The sequence below is a fragment of the Streptomyces sp. SID12488 genome, from assembly GCF_010548275.1.
GTDB lineage: Bacteria > Actinomycetota > Actinomycetes > Streptomycetales > Streptomycetaceae > Streptomyces.
This window is the reverse complement of the sequence record NZ_JAAGLT010000011.1, coordinates 1-19,183: the sequence shown is the minus strand read 5'-3', so window position 1 is coordinate 19,183 and position 19,183 is coordinate 1. Positions and strand designations below refer to the sequence as shown.

The window sequence follows — 19,183 nt, the reverse complement described above, 5'->3', positions numbered from 1 at the left end:
CGGAGCATCCCCCTCCTGGGACGGAACGCTGGTGCCGCGTAGTCCATCGCAGATGCCTGACGGTCAGCCAAGACGTACGCGGCCGAACACCGGCAAGTGGTCGCTCCCGGTCGCGTCCAGAGCCGACACCTCCGTCACCACGACCCCCCTGCCGAGCACCTGGTCGATCCGCGCCACCGGCAGGGAAGCCGGCCAGCTGAACGCGAACCCTGAGTCCGGGGCGCCGAGTTGTGAGGTGAGCGGGTCCAGCCCCCGGTCCTGCACGGTGCCGTTGAGGTCACCCACGACCAGGAGCCGGACCGACGGGTCGTCCGCGATCCGTGCCCCGAGCAGTGCCGCGCTCTCGTCACGGGCCGTCGATGCGAAGCCGTTCGCGCCGAGACGGATCGACGGCAGGTGGACCACGTACACCGCGACCGCACCCTCGGGCGCGGCGACCGTGGCCCGCAGCCCGCGCTGCCAGCTGTCCGGGAAACCCGCGGGCCGAATGTCCACGGACCGCACGTCCGTGAGGGGGTACGAGGACCAGAGCCCGACCGTGCCATGGACCGTCCGATGGGGGTGGGACGCGCCCAGGACGTCCTCGTACACGGGCCGTGCCGCGGGTGTCAGCTCCTGCACGGCCACGAGATCGGCGCCCGTGGCGAGCAGCGCCTGTGCGGTGCCGGACGGGTCGGAGTTGTCGTCGGCGATGTTGTGCTGGACGACAGTCAGGTCGTACGAGTCGGAGGACGAGGAGAACCAGAGCCCGCCGAACAGCCAGAGCCAGGCGAGGATGGGCAGCAGACACGCGATCAGCCCTGCCGCCGACCGCTTGACCAGGGCGAGACACGCGAGGAGCGGCACGGCCACGCCCAGCCACGGCAGAAACGTCTCCAGCGCGCTCCCGAGCCGCCCGACCCGGTTCGGCACGGCGGAGTGCAGAACCAGCAGCCCGGTGACACCGACGGCACACGCGGAGAGCCCGTACTCCCACCGCCTCCGGCTTCGCCGATCTTCGCGTACGTTCACACGCCTCCCTCGTCCCGACGGACGACGCGCCTTCCCGCCGGACGGTTCCCCACGACGAAACGGAGACTCGCCGGACACGGCCCGGTCGGTGCTTGGCCGCGCGGGGTTCGGGATCAGACTGCTCGAAGGTGTGGCCAGAGTGCGCACGACGAAGACCCAGGCGCGGGAACCCTCCCCGTGACCTGGGCCTATGGCCTTGTCCAGCTTGTGCCCTCGGCAGGATTCGAACCTGCGACACCGGCCTCAGGAGGGGGGAACGAATCCTTGTCGGGGGGTGATTGGTGCTGCCGTACGGTAGCGACCTGTTTCCTCTGGTCGGAACGGCACGGCGAGCCACTTGATCCGGCTCATGCTGCCCTGTGTCGGACCGTCCGCTCAGGCATCGCTCACGCGCTGTTGGCTGCCGAGCAGCGCTGGTCAGACCTGCCCGAGGTCGATCTCCACCGGGAACGGGGCCACTACCTTGAGGACGCCGGTGAACACGTCTCCGTCCCGGTAGGTCTTCGTCGCGGGGTCGAGAACGTAGGTGTACACGAGAGGAACGCCTGTCACGGCCTGCTCGATCCGCCAGTAGAAGCCGATGCCCGCCTTGGCGTACTGGTCGACCTTCACGATCCGGTCGGTGGTCTCCGAGCCTGGCGACACCACCTCCGAGACCAGCAGCACGTGCTCAGGGCGAGTGGGGGCGATGTCGATCGTGTCTGCGTGGTACACGACGACGTCCGGGCGGCGATTGGTGAGCGGGACGTCCTGAAGCCGGACGTCGAAGTCCGTGTCGGCGTTCCACTCCGGGCCCGCCGCGGCATCCAGGGCGTTCGCCAGAATCCGGGCCAGCCGGTTGTGCCGCTTGGACGCAGTCGGACTCACGACGGCCATCCCGTCCACGATCTCGATGCCGGCGCACTGTTCCTCGGACCAGGACTCGTACTCCTCCGCCGTGATCTGCTCATGCATCCACGCCGGGGCAACCATTTCGGCCGTCATGAAGCACCTCCCGGACACTGTGGTGCGGGCCCGATCCCGCTGGATTCAGCGTACTGTCTGCCGTCCGTCCGGCACGCGTGTCCCGCTCACACGTCCTCCCCGTCGGCTGCCGTCCGACCAGTGCGCCCACGGCCAGAGTGAGGAACCGGCGCGGTGGCCTCGTCACCAGGGGACCGGAACAGGCCGACGGCACCACTGACCCCGTGCGGCAGCCGCCGCGGTACGGCCGGCGAGGAGAAGCCAAGATCGCGTTGGGGGGGTGCCCCTATGGGTTTCGTCAAGGAAATCGGGCTGCGTTGAGGATCGGTGCCGGGCAGCATGGCGGGGTGTCTGATCTGTTGTGGGATGACGTCGAGTACTTCTTCGACCCTGATGAAATGGGGTCGCTGCCGGACGTGCGTGTCCCTGACGCCTCGGTGGAGGACTGGCAGACGGTCCTCGACCTGATCAGCGCGAGCGGCTGGCGGTGCCAGTACTCCGAGGGCGAGGTCGTGATGCCGATGCCCCGGGCAGAAGCAGTGTTGTCCCGCCCGGCTGATGCCGAGTGCCCGGACCTGCGAGTTTGGCTGACAGCCGATGTGCTGGCGATCTTCCGCTTCCATGCGGCGGAGGAGATCGACTTCGACGTTGATCTGCGGGAGCTGCAGGGCCAGGAGCGACTCGATGTGTTCTGCGGCTTCCTGCGGGCGATCGGGCGACGGCTGGCCAAGCCGGTGCTGATGCATCCGGAGGGCGACTGCGTGCCTCCGGTGCTCGGGTTCGATGTGGAAGCCGATCGGGTCGTTCTCTTGGCTGAATCGCCCGGTCAAGCCACTCCCGCCTCGTCGCCCCCCATTACCGTCTTCCTCGGCCCCGCAAACTGACCGGGGGTGCCGACGAGACGGACGATTCGTGAGCAACGGCCGAAGGGCGGCCCGGACGTGACTCCGGGCTGCCCTCGCGGTCTCGCGGTCCCGTGTCTTCTTGGATGAAGCATGATGTCAGCTGACCGGCAGGCCCGATTTACGACGCCCTCGCAGCCCGTCGCCGACACCACGGTTCCGCATGGTTTCTGATCATGCGGAAGGGCAGAGCTGTTCGCGCATCCATCCGGGATCGGGGTTGGTGTGTGGCCGGCCCGCCACGACGACGGTCGGAGAACATCGCTCCCGAAGTGGAGTCAGAGCCCGCTGACTCGGAGGAGCCCGAGACGGAATCCGTGCCGAACGCTGCTGATCTGTTGGGTGAAGTTCGGGAGATCAACTCCCCGTCCGCTCACGCACCGCTCACGCAAACGGCCTCGGACGAGGAGTCCGAGGCCGAGAAGGAGCCCTTGCTGGGGGATAAATCCCAGGTCGGAGCGGCAATGTGTTGTGCCCTCGGCAGGATTCGAACCTGCGACACCGGCTTTAGGAGAGCCGTGCTCTATCCCCTGAGCTACGAAGGCGGGGCTAGTAGGAAACCTTAGCGGATGTGCGCCGACGAGTGTCCGCCGTATAGGGGCTGCGGAGCGGACCGGCGACTCCTCGACCGGTACAGCGCGCGTCTCTACGTGACCGGCGAGGGGCTGGTCGACGTGGTCGGCCTCGACGTGTCACTTCGCGACGAGGCAGGAGCCGTGGCCGTGGGCGTCACGGGCCTGGCCGCGGCCCTGCCCTCCCTCATCGCCGACGACCAGTTGCGGTACAACCCTTCGGACGCCGTGGACCCGTACTGCTCAAAGGTGTTCGACCTGGCCCACTGGTAGAGCACTGTCGATCACGTGCAAGTCCTCTGTGACTGCATCACCGCTCGCGGCGACGGTGGTACCGAGCATCCTGACGGCGAACACTCCGACCGGGGCGGAGCCCAACCACGCCCGCGCGCGGACAGCCGTACCCGAAGGCCCAGTCCCAGTCCCGGTCCCAGGACCGCATCAAAACCAGTGGAGTGGCGCCGCTGTGCGCAGTTACCGTGCTGCCGGACCAAGTCGTCTGGGTTAGGACGTGCCGTTGTACACCGTGTGAGACCTCCCGAGTGCTGATTCGTCGCGCGTCGCGTATTTGCGCCGCGCTGCTTTTTGCTGCGGACTTCTCACTGGAACCGGTGTACTTCTGTGCTCGAAAACTGGGTGGTCACGCCCACCTGCCTGCCTCTCGTCCTCCGCCGTTGTCACGCATGCGCGTCGGAGAGCTTCCGGGCAAGCGGCAAATTCCGCGTCAACGCCAACCACAAGCTCATCGACGCCTGGCTCCTCGTGCTCTGTACGGCGTGCGGGGACACGGCGAAGCTCACGGTCCTGGAGCGGATGAACGTGCGCTCCGTACGACCTGAGCTGCTGGACCGGCTGCATGACAACGACCCCGGCCTAGCAGCTGAGTTGCTCCAGGATCCGGTCGTAAGGCGCCGTAATCGCATAGCCCTCGACTGGGACGGCGCCTGGCGCCTCGACACCGGTGGGCCGGGCCACCCGGACCGGCTGGACGGCTCGGACGGCTCGGACCTCTCGGACCGCGAGGTACTCGACGTCTCGGTCCGCTTCGCGGTCCGGATCCCTGTCCGGCCGGTGCGGCTGATCGCTGAAGGGTGCGGTCTTTCGCGGGCCGAGGTCGAGAGACTGATCGCGGAGGGGAGTCTCGTCTCGGCGGTCCGGCTGGGCGGCAGGCTCTCCGGCGACTTCACCTTCACGCTCAAGCGCTGAGCCCTCCTCGGGCCGGGGCCTGTCCGGCAGGAACCGCCGGACAGGCCCCGGCTGGGCAGGAGCCGCCGGCCATGGCTGTGCCCCTACCGCACCAGGCACGGCCGCTTCCCGTCGAACTCCCACCCCGGCACCAGATACCGCATCCCGATCGCGTCGTCCCGTGCCCCCAACGCCCGCTCCCGGTACAGCTCATGTGCCGCGAGCACCCGTTCCATGTCCACCTGGACCCCCAGCCCCGGCGCGTCCGGCACCGCGATCTCGCCGCCGACGATCTGCGGCGGTGCGACCGTGAGGCGTTCCAGGCCCTCCTGCCAGATCCAGTGGGTGTCGAGGGCGTTGTACTCGCCCGGGGCCGCCGCGCCGCAGTGGGTGACCATGGCCAGGGAGATGTCGAAGTGGTTGTTGGAGTGACAGCCCCAGGTCAGACCCATCGCGTTGCACAGCTGGGCCACGCGTACCGAGCCCTGCATGGTCCAGAAGTGCGGGTCGGCCAGCGGGATGGAGACCGACTGGAGGGCCAGGGCGTGGGTCAGCTGCCGCCAGTCCGTGGCGATCATGTTGGTCGCCGTGGGCAGGCCCGTCGCCCGGCGGAACTCGGCGAGGATCTCGCGCCCCGAGTAGCCGTCCTCCGCGCCGCAGGGGTCCTCGGCGTAGGCCAGCGTGCCGTTCAGAGGTGTGCACAGCTCGATCGCCTCGCGCAGCGACCACGCGCCGTTCGGGTCCAGGGTGATCCGGGCCTTCGGGAAGCGGTCCTTCAGCGCCCGTACGGCCCTGACCTCCTCCGCGCCCTCCAGGACACCGCCCTTGAGCTTGAAGTCGCGGAAGCCGTAGAGGGCGTGGGTGGCCTCGGCCTGGCGGATGATCGCCTCCGGGGTCAGGGCCTCCTCGTGCCGGACGCGGTACCAGTCGACGTCCGAGTCCGGCTCACGGACGTAGTCCAGCTCGGTCCGGTCCGGGTCGCCGACGTAGAAGAGGTAGCCCAACACCCGTACGGAATCACGCTGTTGGCCGTCGCCGAGCAGAGCGGCGACCGGTACGTCCAGGTGCTGGCCGAGGAGGTCGAGGAGGGCCGACTCGACGGCTGTCACCGCGTGCACGGTGGTGCGCAGGTCGAAGGTCTGGGCGCCGCGTCCACCCGAGTCGCGGTCGGCGAACCGGGCCCCGATCTCCGCCAGGACGCGCTTGTAGTCGCCCACCTTCGCCCCGACGACCAGGGACTCGGCGTCGCGCAGCGTCCGCGTGATCTTCTCGCCGCCCGGGACCTCACCGAGTCCCGTACGGCCCTCCGAGTCGGTGAGGATCACGATGTTGCGCGTGAACCAGGGGCCGTGGGCGCCGGAGAGATTCAGCGCCATGCTGTCTCGCCCCGCGACCGGATAGACGGAGAGGGAGGTGACGGTCGGCGTGCTGGTGCTGGTGCTGGTGTTCGTACGCGTACTCATGGTCATCGAGATCCTTGCGATCCTTGCACGCAGACTGCGTATGTGGATGTCGTCCATGTATGTGGATGTATGCAGGTCGAGACTAGGTGAGTGACCGCGCGTGGGCAATGGCAGCGGCGGCTACGCCAGCGGCACCCGGGTGAACCTTCCCGCCGTCCGCAGTTCCCCCTCGATCCGTGAAGCGGTCCCGTACAGCTCCGGCAGGACCTCCGTCACACACTGCTCCGCCGTAAGCCGGGTCGTGTGCATCGCGACGTTCACCGCCGCGACGACCCGTCCCGTACGGTCCCGCACCGGGACCGCGATCGACCGCAGCCCCTCCTCCAGCTCCTCGCTGACCAGGGCGTATCCCTGTTCCCGCACCTCCGCCAGCACCCGTGCGAAGGCCACCGGGTCCGTCACCGTGTGCGGAGTCAGCGGGGCCAGGTCACGAGGCTGCCGTCGCGCCTCCGGTATGTCGGCCAGCAGTACCCGGCCCATCGAGGTCGGGTACGCCGGAAGCCGCGTCCCGACGGTGATGTTGGCGCTCACGATGCGCCTCGTCGCCACCCGTGCCGTGTACTGGATCTCCGCTCCCGAAGCCGCCCCCGAGTCCGCCGTCAGGACCGCCAGTGACGCCGACTCCTCGACGCGCGCCGCGAGTTCGGCCAGGTAAGGGGAGGCGATCTCGGGCAGGGAGGTGTGGGAGAGGGGCGGGAAGCCGAGGGACAGGACCCGGGGGGTGAGGGTGAAGGTGCGGCCGTGGGCCTCGACGTACCCCAGGTGCTCGTAGGTGATCAGGGCCCGGCGGGCGGTCGCCCTCGCCAGGCCCGTGGCCCGCGCGACCTCCGTCAGGGTCAGCTCGGCGCGGGACTCGCCGAAGGCCGTCAGGACGGTGAGGCCTCTGGCCAGGGACTCGACGAACTCCCGGCCCAGTTCCTGCTTCGAGGCACCGGTCCAGGCGGCCAGGCCGGAAGGGGGCGCCGGTGTCCCGGCCGGCGGGCGCACCCGCAGGTCGGCCCGTAGCTCGGCCTCCATCGCGGCCACCGTCGCGCGCAGGCGCGGCAAAAGGTCGTCGCGCAGGTCGGTCGCCGTACGGCGGCTCGTGTGGCTGACGACGCTCGCGACACAGGCCACCCGGCCCGTACGGGGGTCCCGTACGGGTACGGAGACGGCGACCAGCCCCGGTTCGATCAGCTGGTCGTCCAGTGCCCAGCCGTCGGCGCGGGCCCGCTCGACGTACGCCTCGAAGTCGGCGCCCGAGACGGCACCCGAGACGGCACCCGAGACGGCGGGTCGGGGCGGAACGGCGGGGAAGCCGTGGTCGGTCGGGTCCGCCGAGCGGCGTTCGCGCCAGCGGTGCCAGTCGGCGGCCGTCCACTCGGTGGCGAACAGCGGTCCGGGGGCGGTGCGTTCGGCGGGGAGGAGGTCGCCGATGCGGAAGCTGAGGGACATCGCGCGGCGGCGGGTGGCCTGGTGGATGAACCGGATGCCGTCCCGGTCACCGACCGCGAGCGACACCGACTCGTCCAACTCGTCGGCGAGGGCGTCCGCGTGCGCGTCGAGCAGGGCGGGCAGCCGGAGGGCGGCCAGATAGGCGTTGCCGAGCTCCATCAGCCGAGGGGTGAGAACCGCGTCCCGGCCGTCGAGACGGACGTACCCCATGCGGGCGAGCGTCGCCGTGATCCGGTCCACCGTGGAACGGGCCAGGCCGGTCGCGCGCTCGAGCCCGCTCAGGCTCAGCGTCCCGCCCGCCTCGGTCAGTTGCCGCAGTACGGCGATCCCGCGCATCAGCGGTGCGACGGCCTCGGTGGGCACGGGACCGTCCAGGACCGGCGGGACATTCGTGGCGGGGGCGACCATGGGCACACCGTAATGCCCGTAAGGAACCCCTGGCCGTACGGCCGTCGGCCCTGGCAGGCTCACCGCCGGGTGATCGCCACCCGGTAGTTCCCGTCGAGGTCCGCGCTCGCCACGGCGATCTGGATGCCCCGCTTCGGGTCCTTGAAGGTCTCCCCGGGTGCGAAGGGCGCGTCGGACAGCTCCGCGTGGACGTTCGGGCTGCGGGTGCAGCCGCCGCTGCCCCGGTGGGAGTCGTACACCGTGACCGGGCCGCGGCCGGTGTCGACGTTCGCGTCGACCCGGTAGACCAGCACGCCCGGCCGGCACACCGTCTCGTCGTTGCCCTCGCGCGTACGCAGCTCGAGGGCGTACCCCGTACGGGAGTTGACGGGTACGAAAATGAGTTTCGCGCCGCCGGGGCGGGCCAGCGGGGTGAGGATGTACTCCGCCGTCCCGGCCGTCGCCGCGCAGCCGACCTGTGAGGGGTCCAGCCAGCCGAGCTTCCACTTGTGCCAGCCGAGGAGGTCGTTGTTGGCCCCCCAGTCCTCGCTCATGATGTCCCAGTGGCCGACCGAGCCCCCGCCGTGCTGCGTGTACAGGTCGGGCAGCCCGAACACATGGCCGTTCTCGTGGGGGAGTACGCGGTAGCCCGTGGTGTCGTACGAACCGGAGCCGTCGTCCTGCCGGGAGTAGACGAAGGACGCGTTGGCGACGGGCACCCCGTCCGCGACCGGCGCCTCGCGATTGCCGGCGAAGGTGACGGACAGGACGGTGTCCAGGGCGGAGGGGCCCGCGTTCGGGGTGACCAGCACGTTCAGCAGGTCGTACGAGCGGAAGTCGACCGTCGGGTCGGCGGCGGCCACGATGTCGTGGACGAGCTTGCGGTAGCCGGGGTCGAAGGGGGCGCCGCGCTCTATGCCGTACGAGCGGAACGACCGGGGCATCCGCAGCCAGCCCGGAATGGGGGCCTCGGGGCGGTAGTCGAGGCGGCCGTACGAGCTGGTGGTGAACCAGTCCCGGGTCTGCGGGAAGAACTCCGCGAGCCGGTCGAGGGCGCTGCCCTGGCCGGGGGCGTCGGAGAAGTCGACCATCAGGTTCAGCGCGCGGACGGTGCCGGTGGAGCGGGAGTAGCCGGCCGGGGTGGGCAGTCCCTCGGACATCTGGACGCCGAGACCGCCCCGGATCGCACAGGGGCCGAGCGCGGAGGCGCGGGCCAGCGGGACGGAGCCCGCGGCCGTCGTGGAACCCCTGGTGAGGTGCCCGGTGCCGGCCGAGGTGCTGACCGCGAGGGTCAGCGCGGCCACGGACACCAGGGCCGCCGCCCGGCGGGGGCGCAGGGGGCCCGGCGGGCGTATCCGACGACGGCTGGACGGCTGCTGCATGCACGGACCCCTCGCGCCACGGCAGCCGCCGGTCTCGGACTGCACCCTTTCGATCACCCTGTGTCGAGGTCGGCGCGGGCGCGCGCTGGAGGAGACCGATCGTGGGTTCTCAGCCGAGCGCATGTGATCCAGGTCACATGCAATCTCTTCCGGTCCGGGAAATAACCGGGGATCGATTCCCCGTTTAGCCAAGTGTCCGAGCGAAACGGGGACTGCTTCCCCGGATCGCAATACCAGGTTCATGAAGGAGTACGCCGTGCAGACCGCGATCCCCGTGCAGAAGGTGACCCGGCCCCGCGCCGACGCCCTGCGCAACCGGGAGCGGATCGTCGCCGCCGCCCGCGAGATGTTCGTCGAGTTCGGTGCCGAGGTGCCGATCGACGAGATCGCCCGCCGGGCCGGCGTCGGCAATGCCACGGTGTACCGCAACTTCCCGGACCGGGAGGCCCTCGTTCGGGAGGTCGTCTGCTCGGTCATGGACCGTACGTCCGAGGCGGTGGAACTGGCGCTCGCCGAGACCGGCGACGCCTTCGCGGCGCTGGAGCGCTTCGTGCATGTCACCGCCGACGAGCGGATCGGCGCGCTCTGCCCGATGATGTCCAGCACCTTCGACCAGCACCACCCGGACCTGGAGGCCGCGCGGGAGCGGGTCGAACGGCTCACCGGGGAGATCATGGACCGCGCCAAGGCGGCCGGGCAGCTCCGTACCGACGTGGGGGTGGGCGACGTGTTGGTCGCCGTGTCCCAGCTCAGCCGCCCTCCGGCGGGTACGGCGTGCACGAGCATCGACCGTTTCGTCCATCGGCACCTGCAGCTGTTCCTGGACGGACTGCGGGCCCCGGCCCGCTCCGAACTGCCTGGCAAGGCCGTGACGATGGAGGACCTGCGCCGATCCTGACCGATTAGTTCAGAGCACCACCCGAGTCACCACCCGAGTCACCACTCGCAACAACTGGCCACAACCGGCAACACACACCGAGCTTCCAGTCGTCAGCGCCGACGAACTGATCCTTTTCGCTTCCTTTTCTCCCGAAGTCCCGAAGTGGGTATCTCCATGTCCGAATCAGCCCAGGCTGTCGCCGCCAAGGCGCCGACTCCCGACTCCAACCGCTGGAAAGCGCTCACGTTCATCGCGCTCGCCCAGCTGATGGTCGTGCTCGACGCGACCATCGTGAACATCGCACTGCCCTCCGCCCAGCAGGACCTGGGAATATCGGACGGCAACCGCCAGTGGGTCATCACGGCCTATGCCCTGGCCTTCGGCGGACTGCTGCTCTTCGGTGGCCGGATCGCCGACATCTGGGGCCGCAAGAACACCTTCGTCACCGGTCTGATCGGCTTCGCCGCCGCCTCCGCCCTGGGCGGCGCCGCGACGAACGAGGCGATGCTCCTCGGCTCCCGCGCCCTGCAGGGTGCCTTCGGCGCACTGCTGGCGCCCGCCGCGCTCTCCCTGCTCGCGGTGATGTTCACCGACGCCAAGGAGCGCGCCAAGGCGTTCGGCATCTACGGTGCGATCGCCGGTGGCGGCGGCGCCGTGGGTCTCATCCTCGGCGGCTTCCTCACCGAGTACCTGAACTGGCGCTGGACGTTCTTCGTGAACATCCCGTTCGCGATCGTCGCCGCCCTCGGCGCGTACTTCGTCATCCGTGAGCCGTCCGGCAGCCGCAACCGCTCGCCGCTCGACATCCCGGGTGTCGTCCTGTCCACCCTCGGTCTGGTCTCCCTCGTCTACGGCTTCACGCGGGCCGAGTCCGAGGGCTGGAGCGACTCCCTGACGATCGGCCTCTTCATCGCCTCGGCGGTGCTCCTGGCGTCCTTCGTGTTCGTCGAGTCCAAGGTCAAGGCCCCGCTGCTGCCCCTGCGTGTCATCACCGAGCGCAACCGCGGCGGTGTCTACCTCTCGCTCGGCCTCGCGATCATCGCGATGTTCGGCCTGTTCCTCTTCCTGACCTACTACCTGCAGATCGTGAAGGGCTACACGCCGGTCAAGACCGGCTTCGCCTTCCTGCCGATGATCGTGGGCATGATCACGGGCTCCACGCAGATCGGTGCCCGGCTGATGACCCGCGTCCCGGCGCGGCTGCTGATGGGCCCCGGCTTCCTGGTCGCCGCGCTCGGCATGCTGCTGCTGACCCAGATGGAGATCGGCTCCTCGTACGCGGCCCTGCTCCTGCCGGCCATGCTCCTGCTCGGCCTCGGCATGGGTACGGCGTTCATGCCGGCCATGTCCCTGGCCACGCTGGGCGTCGAGCCGCGTGACTCCGGTGTCGCCTCCGCGATGGTCAACACCTCGCAGCAGGTGGGCGGCGCGATCGGTACGGCCCTGCTGAACACGATCGCCGCCTCGGCCACCACCTCGTACGTCGCCGACCACATCGGCAGCGCGACCTCCCGCTCCCAGCAGCAGCTGGTCCAGCTGGAGGCCATGGTCGAGGGTTACACCAGCGCCATCTGGTTCGCCGTCGGCATCCTGGTCGCCGCGGCGGGCATCGCCTTCACCTTCATCACCGCCGGTGCCCCGGACATGAGTTCGGTCAGCGGCGAGGGCGCCGAGGAGGAGCTGAAGGTTCCGGTGGTCGCCCACTGACCCCGGCTGTCGTCCCCTCGTACCCCTTCGGGCCACTCCGTACGTCACGTGGGGTGGGGACGCCTCGTGACGTACGACTCCAGGATCTGCCCTGGTTCCGCTCAGCGGAGCCAGGGCAGATCCGCGTTCGCGTCCTTCGGCTGGAGGCCCTGGGCCACGATGTCCATGACGTCGTGGAGCGTCTTGCGCTGCTCGTCGCTGATCCGGTCGAACAGGGCCTGCCGTACGGCGCTCACATGGCCGGGCGCGGTGCGCCGGAGCACCTCCCGGCCCTGGTCGGTCAGGACCGCGAACTGGCCGCGCTTGTCCGAGGGGCAGTCCTCGCGGCGCACCCAGCCGTTCTTCTCCAGCCGGGCGATGGCGTGCGAGAGACGGGAGCGGGTGATCTTGGCCTTCATCGCCAGTTCGGTCATGCGCAGCCGTCCCTCCTCCTGCTCTCCCAGCTTGACCAGCAGGCCGTAGTAGACGTGCGGCATGCCGGCGTCACGCTGGAGCTGGCGGTCGAGATGGTCCTCGAGAAGGGTGACGGCGTGCATGTAGGCGCGCCAGGTTCGCTGCTCCTCGTCGGTGAGCCAGCGGGGCTCCTCGTCAGATGTAGATGCCGTGTTCATGTACTCCACTCTACGTTCCCCGTCCTTGAATTTTAAACCAAAACGATGTATGTTCAGTATGCGAGAAGCTTGAGACTTCAAGATGCAGACTTGAGGCAGAAGCGGTAAAGGTCCTGGGAAGGGAGCAGTCGACATGTCCGCCGACATCCAGGAGCGCATGCCCGCGCTCTACCTCAGCCATGGCGCACCTCCGCTGGCGGACGACCCGATCTGGCCCGGCGAACTCGCCGCCTGGTCCGCCGACCTGCCCCGCCCCAAGTCGATCCTGATGGTCTCCGCCCACTGGGAAGAGGCCCCGCTCGCCCTCGGTGCCATCGAAACGATCCCCCTCGTCTACGACTTCTGGGGCTTCCCCGAGCACTACTACCAGGTCGAGTACGCCGCCCCGGGCGCCCCCGAACTCGCCGAGTCCGTACGCAAGCTGCTGCGGGCCCCCGGCATGCCCGTCCAGGACGTCCCTGACCGCGGTCTCGACCACGGCGCGTATGTCCCCCTGGTGGAGATGTTCCCCGAGGCGGACATCCCTGTCCTCCAGATCTCGATGCCGACCCTCGACCCGGTGAAACTGATGGACATCGGGCGCAAACTCGCCCCGCTGCGTGACGAGGGCGTGCTGATCGTCGGCTCCGGCTTCTTCACCCACAACCTGGCCGCCCTCAGGCACACCGGCCCCGGTGTCCCGACCTGGTCGAGCGAGTTCGACGACTGGGGTCGCCGGGCGCTGGAGAACCGGGACGTCGACGGCCTGCTGGACTTCCTGAACAAGGCTCCCGCGGGCCGGTACGCCCACCCGCGCACCGAGCACTTCGCGCCGCTCTTCGTGACGATGGGCGCCGCCGACCTGGCCGGTGAGCTGGATTCCCAGAAGTCGGTCATCGACGGCTTCTGGCTGGGGATGGCCAAGCGGTCGGTCCAGTTCGGCTGACCCCCGAGGGCCGGTGATCGGCCCCTTCGGGCAGGTGCCCGATGGCCGGAAGTGCCACCGGTGCAGGCGCGGGAAGGGGCATCAGAGCTCCTTCTCGTACCAGGCCACATCCCAGTAGCGGCCGAACTTGCGGCCCACCTCGCGGTACGTGCCGACGTACCGGAACCCGAAGCGTTCGTGCAGCCGCACGGACGCTTCGTTCGGTGGTACGACCCCCGCCAGGGCGCGGTGCACGTCCTCGCGGGCCAGCGCCTCGAAGAGGGCCTCGTAGAGCAGGGTGCCGATGCCGCGCCCGCCCGCGTCCGGGGCGAGATAGACGGTGACCTCGACGGTGGTGCCGTAGGCCGGCTTCGCGCGGAAGGGGCCGGATGTGGCATACCCCAGAATCCGCTGTGAGTCCATGTCCGTGGCAACCATCAGGCGGTGCGGGCCGTCTTCAGGGTAGGAGAGCAGCCAGGAGCGACGCTCCTGAGGTGTGAAGGTTTTGATGTCGAAAGTAGTGGGTGTCTCCCGCACGTAGTGGTTGTAGAGATCGGTGAGGGCTGCGAGATCATCCTCGACACCCGGCCTGACCTGCACCTTTGTACGATCCGACGGCATCGGGCCTCCTCTGTGGCGGTGCAGGATACTGCAAGATCAGAAAAACAGGGGGAGGGGTTGGGAATTCTGTCCTGATTCCAGTCGTTGTTTCCTTCGGAAGCTGGGCACGCGAGGAGTGTGCTGAGCGTTCAGTAATCAACAGGGACACCCAGGACCACACGCTGGCCCACCATCGCAAGGGAGCAAGCATGGCAACCCGTGCCGTCGCCCGTCGTACGTCGTCCGCCACTGGCGGGACCGTCGGCGGCGCACGCAGTGTTCGCGCCCATGGCGGCGAGATCGCCGACCGCGACCTGGTCGGCATGTACTTGGACGAGATAGCCCGAACCCCGCTGCTCGACGCCGCGAAGGAGGTCGAGCTGTCGCAGGCCATCGAAGCCGGTGTGTTCGCGCGCCAGATCCTCGACGGCGAGACAGAGGCCGAAGCCGAAGCCACCGCCCCGGAGTTGGAGGCGCTCGTCGCCGAGAGCGAGCGGGCCAAGGACGTCTTCATCCGCTCCAACCTCAGGCTGGTCGTCGCCGTGGCGCGCCGCTACCCCCGCAGCGGCCTGCCCCTCCTCGACCTGATCCAGGAGGGCAACGCCGGCCTGGTGCGCGCGGTCGAGAAGTTCGACTACCGCAAGGGCTTCAAGTTCTCGACGTACGCCACCTGGTGGATCCGGCAGGCCATCACCCGTTCCATAGCCGACCAGTCGCGCACGATCCGTCTCCCCGTCCACCTGGTGGAGGAGCTGGGCCGGATCCGGCGCGTGCAGCGCGAGTTCAACCGCAAGCACGGGCGGGACCCGGAGCCCGCGGAGATCGCCGCCGAGCTGGACACGAACGCGGCGCGCGTGGTCGACGTCCTGGACTGGGCCCGCGACCCGGTCTCGCTGAACATGCCGGTGGACGACGAGGGTGAGACCCAGTTCGGTGACCTCCTGGAGGACACGTCGGCGGTGTCGCCCGAGCAGTCCGTGCTGACCCTGCTGCGCAGTGAGGAACTGGACGACCTGATCGGCCGCCTCGACCAGCGCACGGCCTCCATCATCAAGATGCGGTACGGCATCGTCGACGGCCGGGAGCGGACGCTGACGGAGGTCGGCAAGGAACACGGGCTGACCCGTGAGCGGATCCGCCAGATCGAGAAGCACGCGCTGCTGGAACTGAAGAAGCTGGCCCGGGACACCGGGTTCGACGCGGCGGCGTAGTTCCCGTGCCCCTCAGGGGGCGCATTCGGGGGCTTCGCGCGCCGGGAGGCGTACGACTGTTGGTGGTCGCGTGCGCGGGGTGGCGGAAGGCCGCGCAAAGATAGCGGTGCGAGGCTGCTTCAAACCACCGGGTCCGGGGCACAAGACCTCAGGGCCCAGGACTTCGGGTCCGGGCGGTGACGCCTCGGACCCCCTGAGCCGAGTCCCGACGCAACCCCCCCCAGCGTCGGGGCTCTCCCCGAGCCGGGCTTCGGCACCTACCCCCCCAGGTGCCGGGGCCCGGCTCTCTTTTGCGCTCTCTTCTGCCTGGTGGATCGCTTGAGGTGCCCAGCGGTTCGTCCAAGGGCGGGGCACCCCGTACCTGAACCCCGGGGTGGCCCGCCGAATGGCAGATTGTGCCACAGCGGCATAACGTGGCGTCCGTGTCCCACCCCAGTTCCCTCACCGAACGGCGAAAGCGCGAGACCCGGATGGAGATCGCCCTGGTGGCGGGGCGGCTCTTCGTGACGCACGGGCTCAGGGCCACCCGCGCCGAGGACATCGCCCAGGCCGCCGGGGTCGCGCCGCGCACCTTCTACCGCTACTTCGCCACCAAGGAAGAGGCCATCGGCCCCCTGTTCGGCGCGGGCACGGAGCGCTGGGCCCAGGCGGTGCGCGAGGCCCCGGCCGCACTGTCCGTGCCGCAGGCCCTGGAGCACGGGGCACGGGATGTGCTGACCCCCGGCGCCGGAGTGTCGCAGAGCGACCTGGACTGGGCCCGCACCCTGCTCCGGCTGGCCGAGGAGAGCCCCGGTCTGCTGCGCGTGTGGGCGGAGCGGTGCCGGTCGGCGGAACGTGCGCTGGCCCAGGCGCTGGCCTCCCGTGGCGTTGGTCCGGCCGGCTCACCCGAGACGCGCTTCACCGCCGCCGTCGCCAGTGCCGCCGTACGCGTCGCCTTCGAGACCTGGTCGGCCGGGGACGCCCCGGCGGACGGTCCGACCGGGCCGGCGGCACTGGCGGTGCGCAACCTGGGAGCGCTGCGGGACTTCCCGTGGAGCGGCGCGAGCTCCTGAGGCGCGAGTTCCCGCGGGCCGCCGGTCAGCTGCCCGCCGCCGCTCGGGTCATCCGGGCCCCCAACTCCCGTACACGATCCACCAGTTCGGCCGGTTCCCGGATCGTGAACTCGCAGTCGACCGACGCCAGCCGCACTGCCAGGTGCTCCACCGGGTCGCCGACCGAGGAACGGATGCGGCAGCTGTGCTCGTCCAGGGGCTCGGGGGTGCCGAGCCAGGCCGGGACACGGGCGGCGACAAACGTGGCCGGGGCGGCGAACGTCGCCTCGAACACGTAGGTCTCCTGCCGTACGTGCATCGAGCGGCGCAGATACTCCGCGGCGTCGCCGGTCGGCAGCTCGCGCCGGGTGAAGCGGGCGCCCGTCGCGAAGGGGTTGCCGAGCCGGTCGACGCGGAAGGTGCGCCAGTCGGCGCGGTCGAGGTCGTAGGCGACGAGATACCAGCGGTGGCCGGTCGACACGAGCCGGTAGGGCTCGGTCAGGCGCTTGGTGGGGGTGCCGTCCTTGGCGCGGTAGGCGAACCGTAGCCGCTCCTGGCCGGCCACCGCCGAGGCGATCACGGTCAGTGTCTCGGGCGCGATGACCGCGCCGTCTCCGCTGGTCAGCGGGGTGGTCGCGGCCTGGAGGGTGGAGACGCGGCGGCGCAGCCGGGACGGCAGGACCTGCTCCAGCTTGGCCAGCGCCCGTACGGAGGCCTCGTCCAGCCCCGCGACCGCGTGCCCGGCGCCCGCCCGCAGCCCGACCGCGATGGCCACCGCCTCCTCGTCGTCGAGCACCAGCGGGGGCATCGCCTTGCCCGCGACGAGCCGGTACCCGCCGTCGGAACCCTTGGTCGCCTGCACGGGATAACCGAGTTCACGCAGCCGGTCGATGTCCCGCCGCACGGTGCGCCGGGACACCCCGAGCCGGTCGGAGAGCTCGCCGCCGGGCCACTCGCGGGGCGTCTGGAGGAGGGAGAGGAGCTGAAGGAGCCGGGCCGGTGTGTCCGTCGTCATGAGTTCGAGGATGCCGCACCACTAGGACACGATCTGACCTAATGGGGTTCTAGCTTGAGCACATGACCTCCACCGACACACCGACCAGCATCCCTGTCGTGCCGGACCGGCGACGCTGGTTCGCCCTCGCCATCGTGATGACCGCGGCCTTCATGGACCTCGTCGACGTCACGATCGTCAACGTCGCGATCCCGTCCATCCAGCGCGAGGCCGGTGCCTCCTTCAGCCAGATCCAGTGGATCACCGCCGGCTACGCGCTTGCCTTCGCCGCCGGTCTCATCACCGGCGGACGGCTCGGCGACATCCACGGCCGCAAGCGGCTGTTCCTCGTCGGCATCGGCGGCTTCACCCTCGCCTCCGCCCTCTGCGGCTTCGCCGCGAACCCGGAGATGCTGGTCGCCTCCCGCATCCTCCAGGGCGGCATGGCGGCGATGATGGTGCCGCAGGTCCTGTCGATCGTCCACGCGACCTTCCCGGCGCACGAGCGCGGCAAGGTGTTCGGGCTCTTCGGCGCGGTCGTCGGCCTGGGCGCGGTGACCGGTCCGCTGCTGGGCGCGCTGCTGACGGAGTGGGACCTGTTCGGCCTCGGCTGGCGGCCGATCTTCCTGATCAACCTGCCGGTCGGCATCGCGGGACTGATCCTGGGCCACCGCTTCATCACGGAGTCGAAGGCCCCGCGGGCCATGAAGCTGGACCTCGTCGGCGTCGCCCTGGTGACGCTGGGCCTGTTGATGCTGCTCTACCCGCTGATCCGCGGGAGCGAGCTGGACTGGCCGCTGTGGGGGTACCTGTCGATGGCGGGCTCGCTCGGTGTCTTCGGCGCGCTGGTGGCGTACGAGAAGCGCAAGACGCGGATCGACGGTTCGCCGCTGGTCGAGCTGTCGCTGTTCCGGGTGAAGAGCTTCGCCGCGGGCATCGCCGTGCAGACCGTCTTCGGGGTCGGCCTCGGCATCTTCTTCCTGGTCTGGACGCTGTACATGCAGATGGGGCTCGGCTGGAGCGCCCTGCGGGCCGGGCTGACCGGCGTGCCCTTCTCGATCGCGGTGTCAGTGGCGGCCGGGATGTCCGTCCAGAAGCTGGTCCCGCGCTTCGGCCGCAAGGTGCTCCAGGCGGGCGCCCTGGTGATGGGCGCGGGTGTGCTGATCTACATCTGGGAGTCCGGCCGCTACGGCCTGGCCATCGCCTCCTGGCAGATGGCGCTCCCGCTGGTCGTCATGGGCGTCGGCATGGGCCTGATCGTCGCCCCGCTGACCGACGCGGTGCTCTCGGAGGTGCCGAAGGAGCACGCCGGGTCGGCCTCCGGTCTGATCAACACCGTGCAGCAGATGGGCAACGCGCTGGGGTTCGGGCTGGTGTCGGTGGTGTTCTTCGGCACGATGGGGGACAAGCTCGCGCCGGGCGAGGTGGGGCCGGCGTTCGTGGACGCCTTCCAGAACGCGCTGGGGTGGGTGGCCGGGCTGATGGGCGTGATCTTCCTGGTGATGTTCGCGCTTCCGGCACGGGGCGCGGTGGCGGACGCGGCGGAGGCCGGGGCTGAGGAGGAGCGGGGGAAGGTGCTCGTCGGCTGAGCGAGCACAACTGAGCAGAACTGGCCAAGAGCGGTGGAGCGGGGCCCGGCACCTCAGGGACGCTGTTGGTTAATCCCGGCTCTCGCGTGACGTCGGCTCCCAAGACCTTGTTGTGGTCTTGGGAGCCGACGTTGTCGTATGGGGAGGATGCCGATGTCGATGCAGCCGAGGGAGCCGGGGGAGATCCCGGTGGAGACGGTGCGGGTGGCACGGGCGGCCTTCCCGAAGGGCAGTCTGGCGATCCGGGTCCGGGATGAGCTGGGCGTTCTGTTCGCCGATGAGCAGTTCGTCGGTCTGTTCCCGGTGCGGGGGAAGCCTGCTTGGTCACCGGGGCGGCTGGCGATGGTGCTGGTGTTG

17 protein-coding genes, 1 tRNA gene and 1 pseudogene are annotated in these 19,183 nt (G+C 69.7%); 10 read left to right on the top strand and 9 right to left on the bottom strand.

What is annotated here, in order from left to right:
• Window positions 1-63 precede the first annotated feature (63 nt).
• Both G3I56_RS18740 and G3I56_RS18735 read right to left on the bottom strand, forming a co-directional pair.
• Entirely contained in the window at window positions 64-1,011 is a 948-nt protein-coding gene (locus G3I56_RS18740; protein ID WP_164410329.1) for an endonuclease/exonuclease/phosphatase family protein, read from the bottom strand.
• 417 nt (window positions 1,012-1,428) lie between these two features.
• Window positions 1,429-1,995: a Uma2 family endonuclease gene (locus tag G3I56_RS18735; RefSeq protein ID WP_164410327.1), complete on the bottom strand. Its 567-nt coding sequence runs from the start codon at window positions 1,993-1,995 to the stop codon at window positions 1,429-1,431.
• A gap of 326 nt (window positions 1,996-2,321) precedes the next feature.
• Between G3I56_RS18735 and G3I56_RS18730 the strand changes: the two genes are divergently transcribed.
• Window positions 2,322-2,858 (top strand): hypothetical protein, encoded by a 537-nt coding sequence (locus G3I56_RS18730; protein WP_164410325.1) that lies wholly within the window; start codon window positions 2,322-2,324, stop codon window positions 2,856-2,858.
• A gap of 490 nt (window positions 2,859-3,348) precedes the next feature.
• Here G3I56_RS18730 and G3I56_RS18725 read toward each other — a convergent pair.
• Window positions 3,349-3,421: transfer RNA gene (locus tag G3I56_RS18725), tRNA-Arg, on the bottom strand.
• 105 nt (window positions 3,422-3,526) lie between these two features.
• Here G3I56_RS18725 and G3I56_RS18720 point away from each other — a divergent pair.
• The gene (locus tag G3I56_RS18720; RefSeq protein WP_164410323.1) at window positions 3,527-3,721 is read left to right on the top strand and encodes a hypothetical protein; all 195 of its coding nucleotides are present in this window, start codon (window positions 3,527-3,529) and stop codon (window positions 3,719-3,721) included.
• Between the two features lie 348 nt (window positions 3,722-4,069).
• A complete protein-coding gene (locus tag G3I56_RS18715) occupies window positions 4,070-4,654 on the top strand; it encodes a DUF1062 domain-containing protein (protein WP_164410322.1) in 585 nt (194 codons plus the stop codon).
• A gap of 83 nt (window positions 4,655-4,737) precedes the next feature.
• Here G3I56_RS18715 and G3I56_RS18710 read toward each other — a convergent pair whose 3' ends face one another.
• From G3I56_RS18710 to G3I56_RS18700, 3 genes are all read right to left on the bottom strand, one after another.
• Window positions 4,738-6,096 (bottom strand): enolase C-terminal domain-like protein, encoded by a 1,359-nt coding sequence (locus G3I56_RS18710; RefSeq protein WP_164410320.1) that lies wholly within the window; start codon window positions 6,094-6,096, stop codon window positions 4,738-4,740.
• Window positions 6,097-6,216: 120 nt separating this feature from the next.
• Window positions 6,217-7,938, bottom strand: a complete 1,722-nt coding sequence (locus G3I56_RS18705; protein ID WP_164410318.1) for an IclR family transcriptional regulator C-terminal domain-containing protein — start codon at window positions 7,936-7,938, stop codon at window positions 6,217-6,219.
• A 59-nt stretch (window positions 7,939-7,997) separates the two neighbouring features.
• A complete protein-coding gene (locus G3I56_RS18700; RefSeq protein ID WP_164410316.1) occupies window positions 7,998-9,299 on the bottom strand; it encodes a M6 family metalloprotease domain-containing protein in 1,302 nt (433 codons plus the stop codon).
• A 256-nt stretch (window positions 9,300-9,555) separates the two neighbouring features.
• Between G3I56_RS18700 and G3I56_RS18695 the strand changes: the two genes are divergently transcribed.
• Complete coding sequence (locus G3I56_RS18695; protein ID WP_343239988.1) at window positions 9,556-10,197, top strand: TetR/AcrR family transcriptional regulator; 642 nt, start codon at window positions 9,556-9,558, stop codon at window positions 10,195-10,197.
• Window positions 10,198-10,353: 156 nt separating this feature from the next.
• On the top strand, window positions 10,354-11,886 hold the full coding sequence (locus G3I56_RS18690) for an MFS transporter (RefSeq protein WP_164410312.1): 1,533 nt from the start codon (window positions 10,354-10,356) through the stop codon (window positions 11,884-11,886).
• A gap of 101 nt (window positions 11,887-11,987) precedes the next feature.
• Here G3I56_RS18690 and G3I56_RS18685 read toward each other — a convergent pair whose 3' ends face one another.
• The gene (locus G3I56_RS18685; RefSeq protein ID WP_164410310.1) at window positions 11,988-12,497 is read right to left on the bottom strand and encodes a MarR family transcriptional regulator; all 510 of its coding nucleotides are present in this window, start codon (window positions 12,495-12,497) and stop codon (window positions 11,988-11,990) included.
• Window positions 12,498-12,630: 133 nt separating this feature from the next.
• Between G3I56_RS18685 and G3I56_RS18680 the strand changes: the two genes are divergently transcribed.
• Window positions 12,631-13,422: a class III extradiol ring-cleavage dioxygenase gene (locus G3I56_RS18680; RefSeq protein ID WP_164410308.1), complete on the top strand. Its 792-nt coding sequence runs from the start codon at window positions 12,631-12,633 to the stop codon at window positions 13,420-13,422.
• An 81-nt stretch (window positions 13,423-13,503) separates the two neighbouring features.
• On the opposite strand, the gene G3I56_RS18675 is transcribed toward G3I56_RS18680, so the two are convergent.
• Window positions 13,504-14,022: a GNAT family N-acetyltransferase gene (locus G3I56_RS18675; RefSeq protein WP_164410306.1), complete on the bottom strand. Its 519-nt coding sequence runs from the start codon at window positions 14,020-14,022 to the stop codon at window positions 13,504-13,506.
• A gap of 188 nt (window positions 14,023-14,210) precedes the next feature.
• Between G3I56_RS18675 and G3I56_RS18670 the strand changes: the two genes are divergently transcribed.
• Together G3I56_RS18670 and G3I56_RS18665 are read left to right on the top strand one after the other, a co-directional pair.
• The gene (locus G3I56_RS18670; RefSeq protein ID WP_164410304.1) at window positions 14,211-15,212 is read left to right on the top strand and encodes a sigma-70 family RNA polymerase sigma factor; all 1,002 of its coding nucleotides are present in this window, start codon (window positions 14,211-14,213) and stop codon (window positions 15,210-15,212) included.
• Between the two features lie 470 nt (window positions 15,213-15,682).
• Window positions 15,683-16,264 (top strand): TetR family transcriptional regulator, encoded by a 582-nt coding sequence (locus G3I56_RS18665; RefSeq protein WP_164410644.1) that lies wholly within the window; start codon window positions 15,683-15,685, stop codon window positions 16,262-16,264.
• A gap of 25 nt (window positions 16,265-16,289) precedes the next feature.
• On the opposite strand, the gene G3I56_RS18660 is transcribed toward G3I56_RS18665, so the two are convergent.
• A complete protein-coding gene (locus tag G3I56_RS18660; RefSeq protein WP_164410301.1) occupies window positions 16,290-17,258 on the bottom strand; it encodes a YafY family protein in 969 nt (322 codons plus the stop codon).
• Window positions 17,259-17,320: 62 nt separating this feature from the next.
• Here G3I56_RS18660 and G3I56_RS18655 point away from each other — a divergent pair, with 62 nt between their 5' ends.
• Both G3I56_RS18655 and G3I56_RS18650 read left to right on the top strand, forming a co-directional pair.
• Window positions 17,321-18,826, top strand: a complete 1,506-nt coding sequence (locus G3I56_RS18655; protein ID WP_164410299.1) for an MFS transporter — start codon at window positions 17,321-17,323, stop codon at window positions 18,824-18,826.
• Window positions 18,827-18,979: 153 nt separating this feature from the next.
• Window positions 18,980-19,183: pseudogene (locus G3I56_RS18650) on the top strand (IS5/IS1182 family transposase); the annotation flags it as partial.

Coding starts and splice junctions, on each gene's coding strand:
- G3I56_RS18735 (WP_164410327.1), bottom strand. CDS start 1,995: ATGACGGCCGAAATGGTTGCCCCGGCGTGGATGCATGAGCAGATCACG.
- G3I56_RS18710 (WP_164410320.1), bottom strand. CDS start 6,096: ATGAGTACGCGTACGAACACCAGCACCAGCACCAGCACGCCGACCGTC.
- G3I56_RS18705 (WP_164410318.1), bottom strand. CDS start 7,938: ATGGTCGCCCCCGCCACGAATGTCCCGCCGGTCCTGGACGGTCCCGTG.
- G3I56_RS18700 (WP_164410316.1), bottom strand. CDS start 9,299: ATGCAGCAGCCGTCCAGCCGTCGTCGGATACGCCCGCCGGGCCCCCTG.
- G3I56_RS18690 (WP_164410312.1), top strand. CDS start 10,354: ATGTCCGAATCAGCCCAGGCTGTCGCCGCCAAGGCGCCGACTCCCGAC.
- G3I56_RS18685 (WP_164410310.1), bottom strand. CDS start 12,497: ATGAACACGGCATCTACATCTGACGAGGAGCCCCGCTGGCTCACCGAC.
- G3I56_RS18680 (WP_164410308.1), top strand. CDS start 12,631: ATGTCCGCCGACATCCAGGAGCGCATGCCCGCGCTCTACCTCAGCCAT.
- G3I56_RS18675 (WP_164410306.1), bottom strand. CDS start 14,022: ATGCCGTCGGATCGTACAAAGGTGCAGGTCAGGCCGGGTGTCGAGGAT.
- G3I56_RS18670 (WP_164410304.1), top strand. CDS start 14,211: ATGGCAACCCGTGCCGTCGCCCGTCGTACGTCGTCCGCCACTGGCGGG.
- G3I56_RS18665 (WP_164410644.1), top strand. CDS start 15,683: ATGGAGATCGCCCTGGTGGCGGGGCGGCTCTTCGTGACGCACGGGCTC.
- G3I56_RS18660 (WP_164410301.1), bottom strand. CDS start 17,258: ATGACGACGGACACACCGGCCCGGCTCCTTCAGCTCCTCTCCCTCCTC.
- G3I56_RS18655 (WP_164410299.1), top strand. CDS start 17,321: ATGACCTCCACCGACACACCGACCAGCATCCCTGTCGTGCCGGACCGG.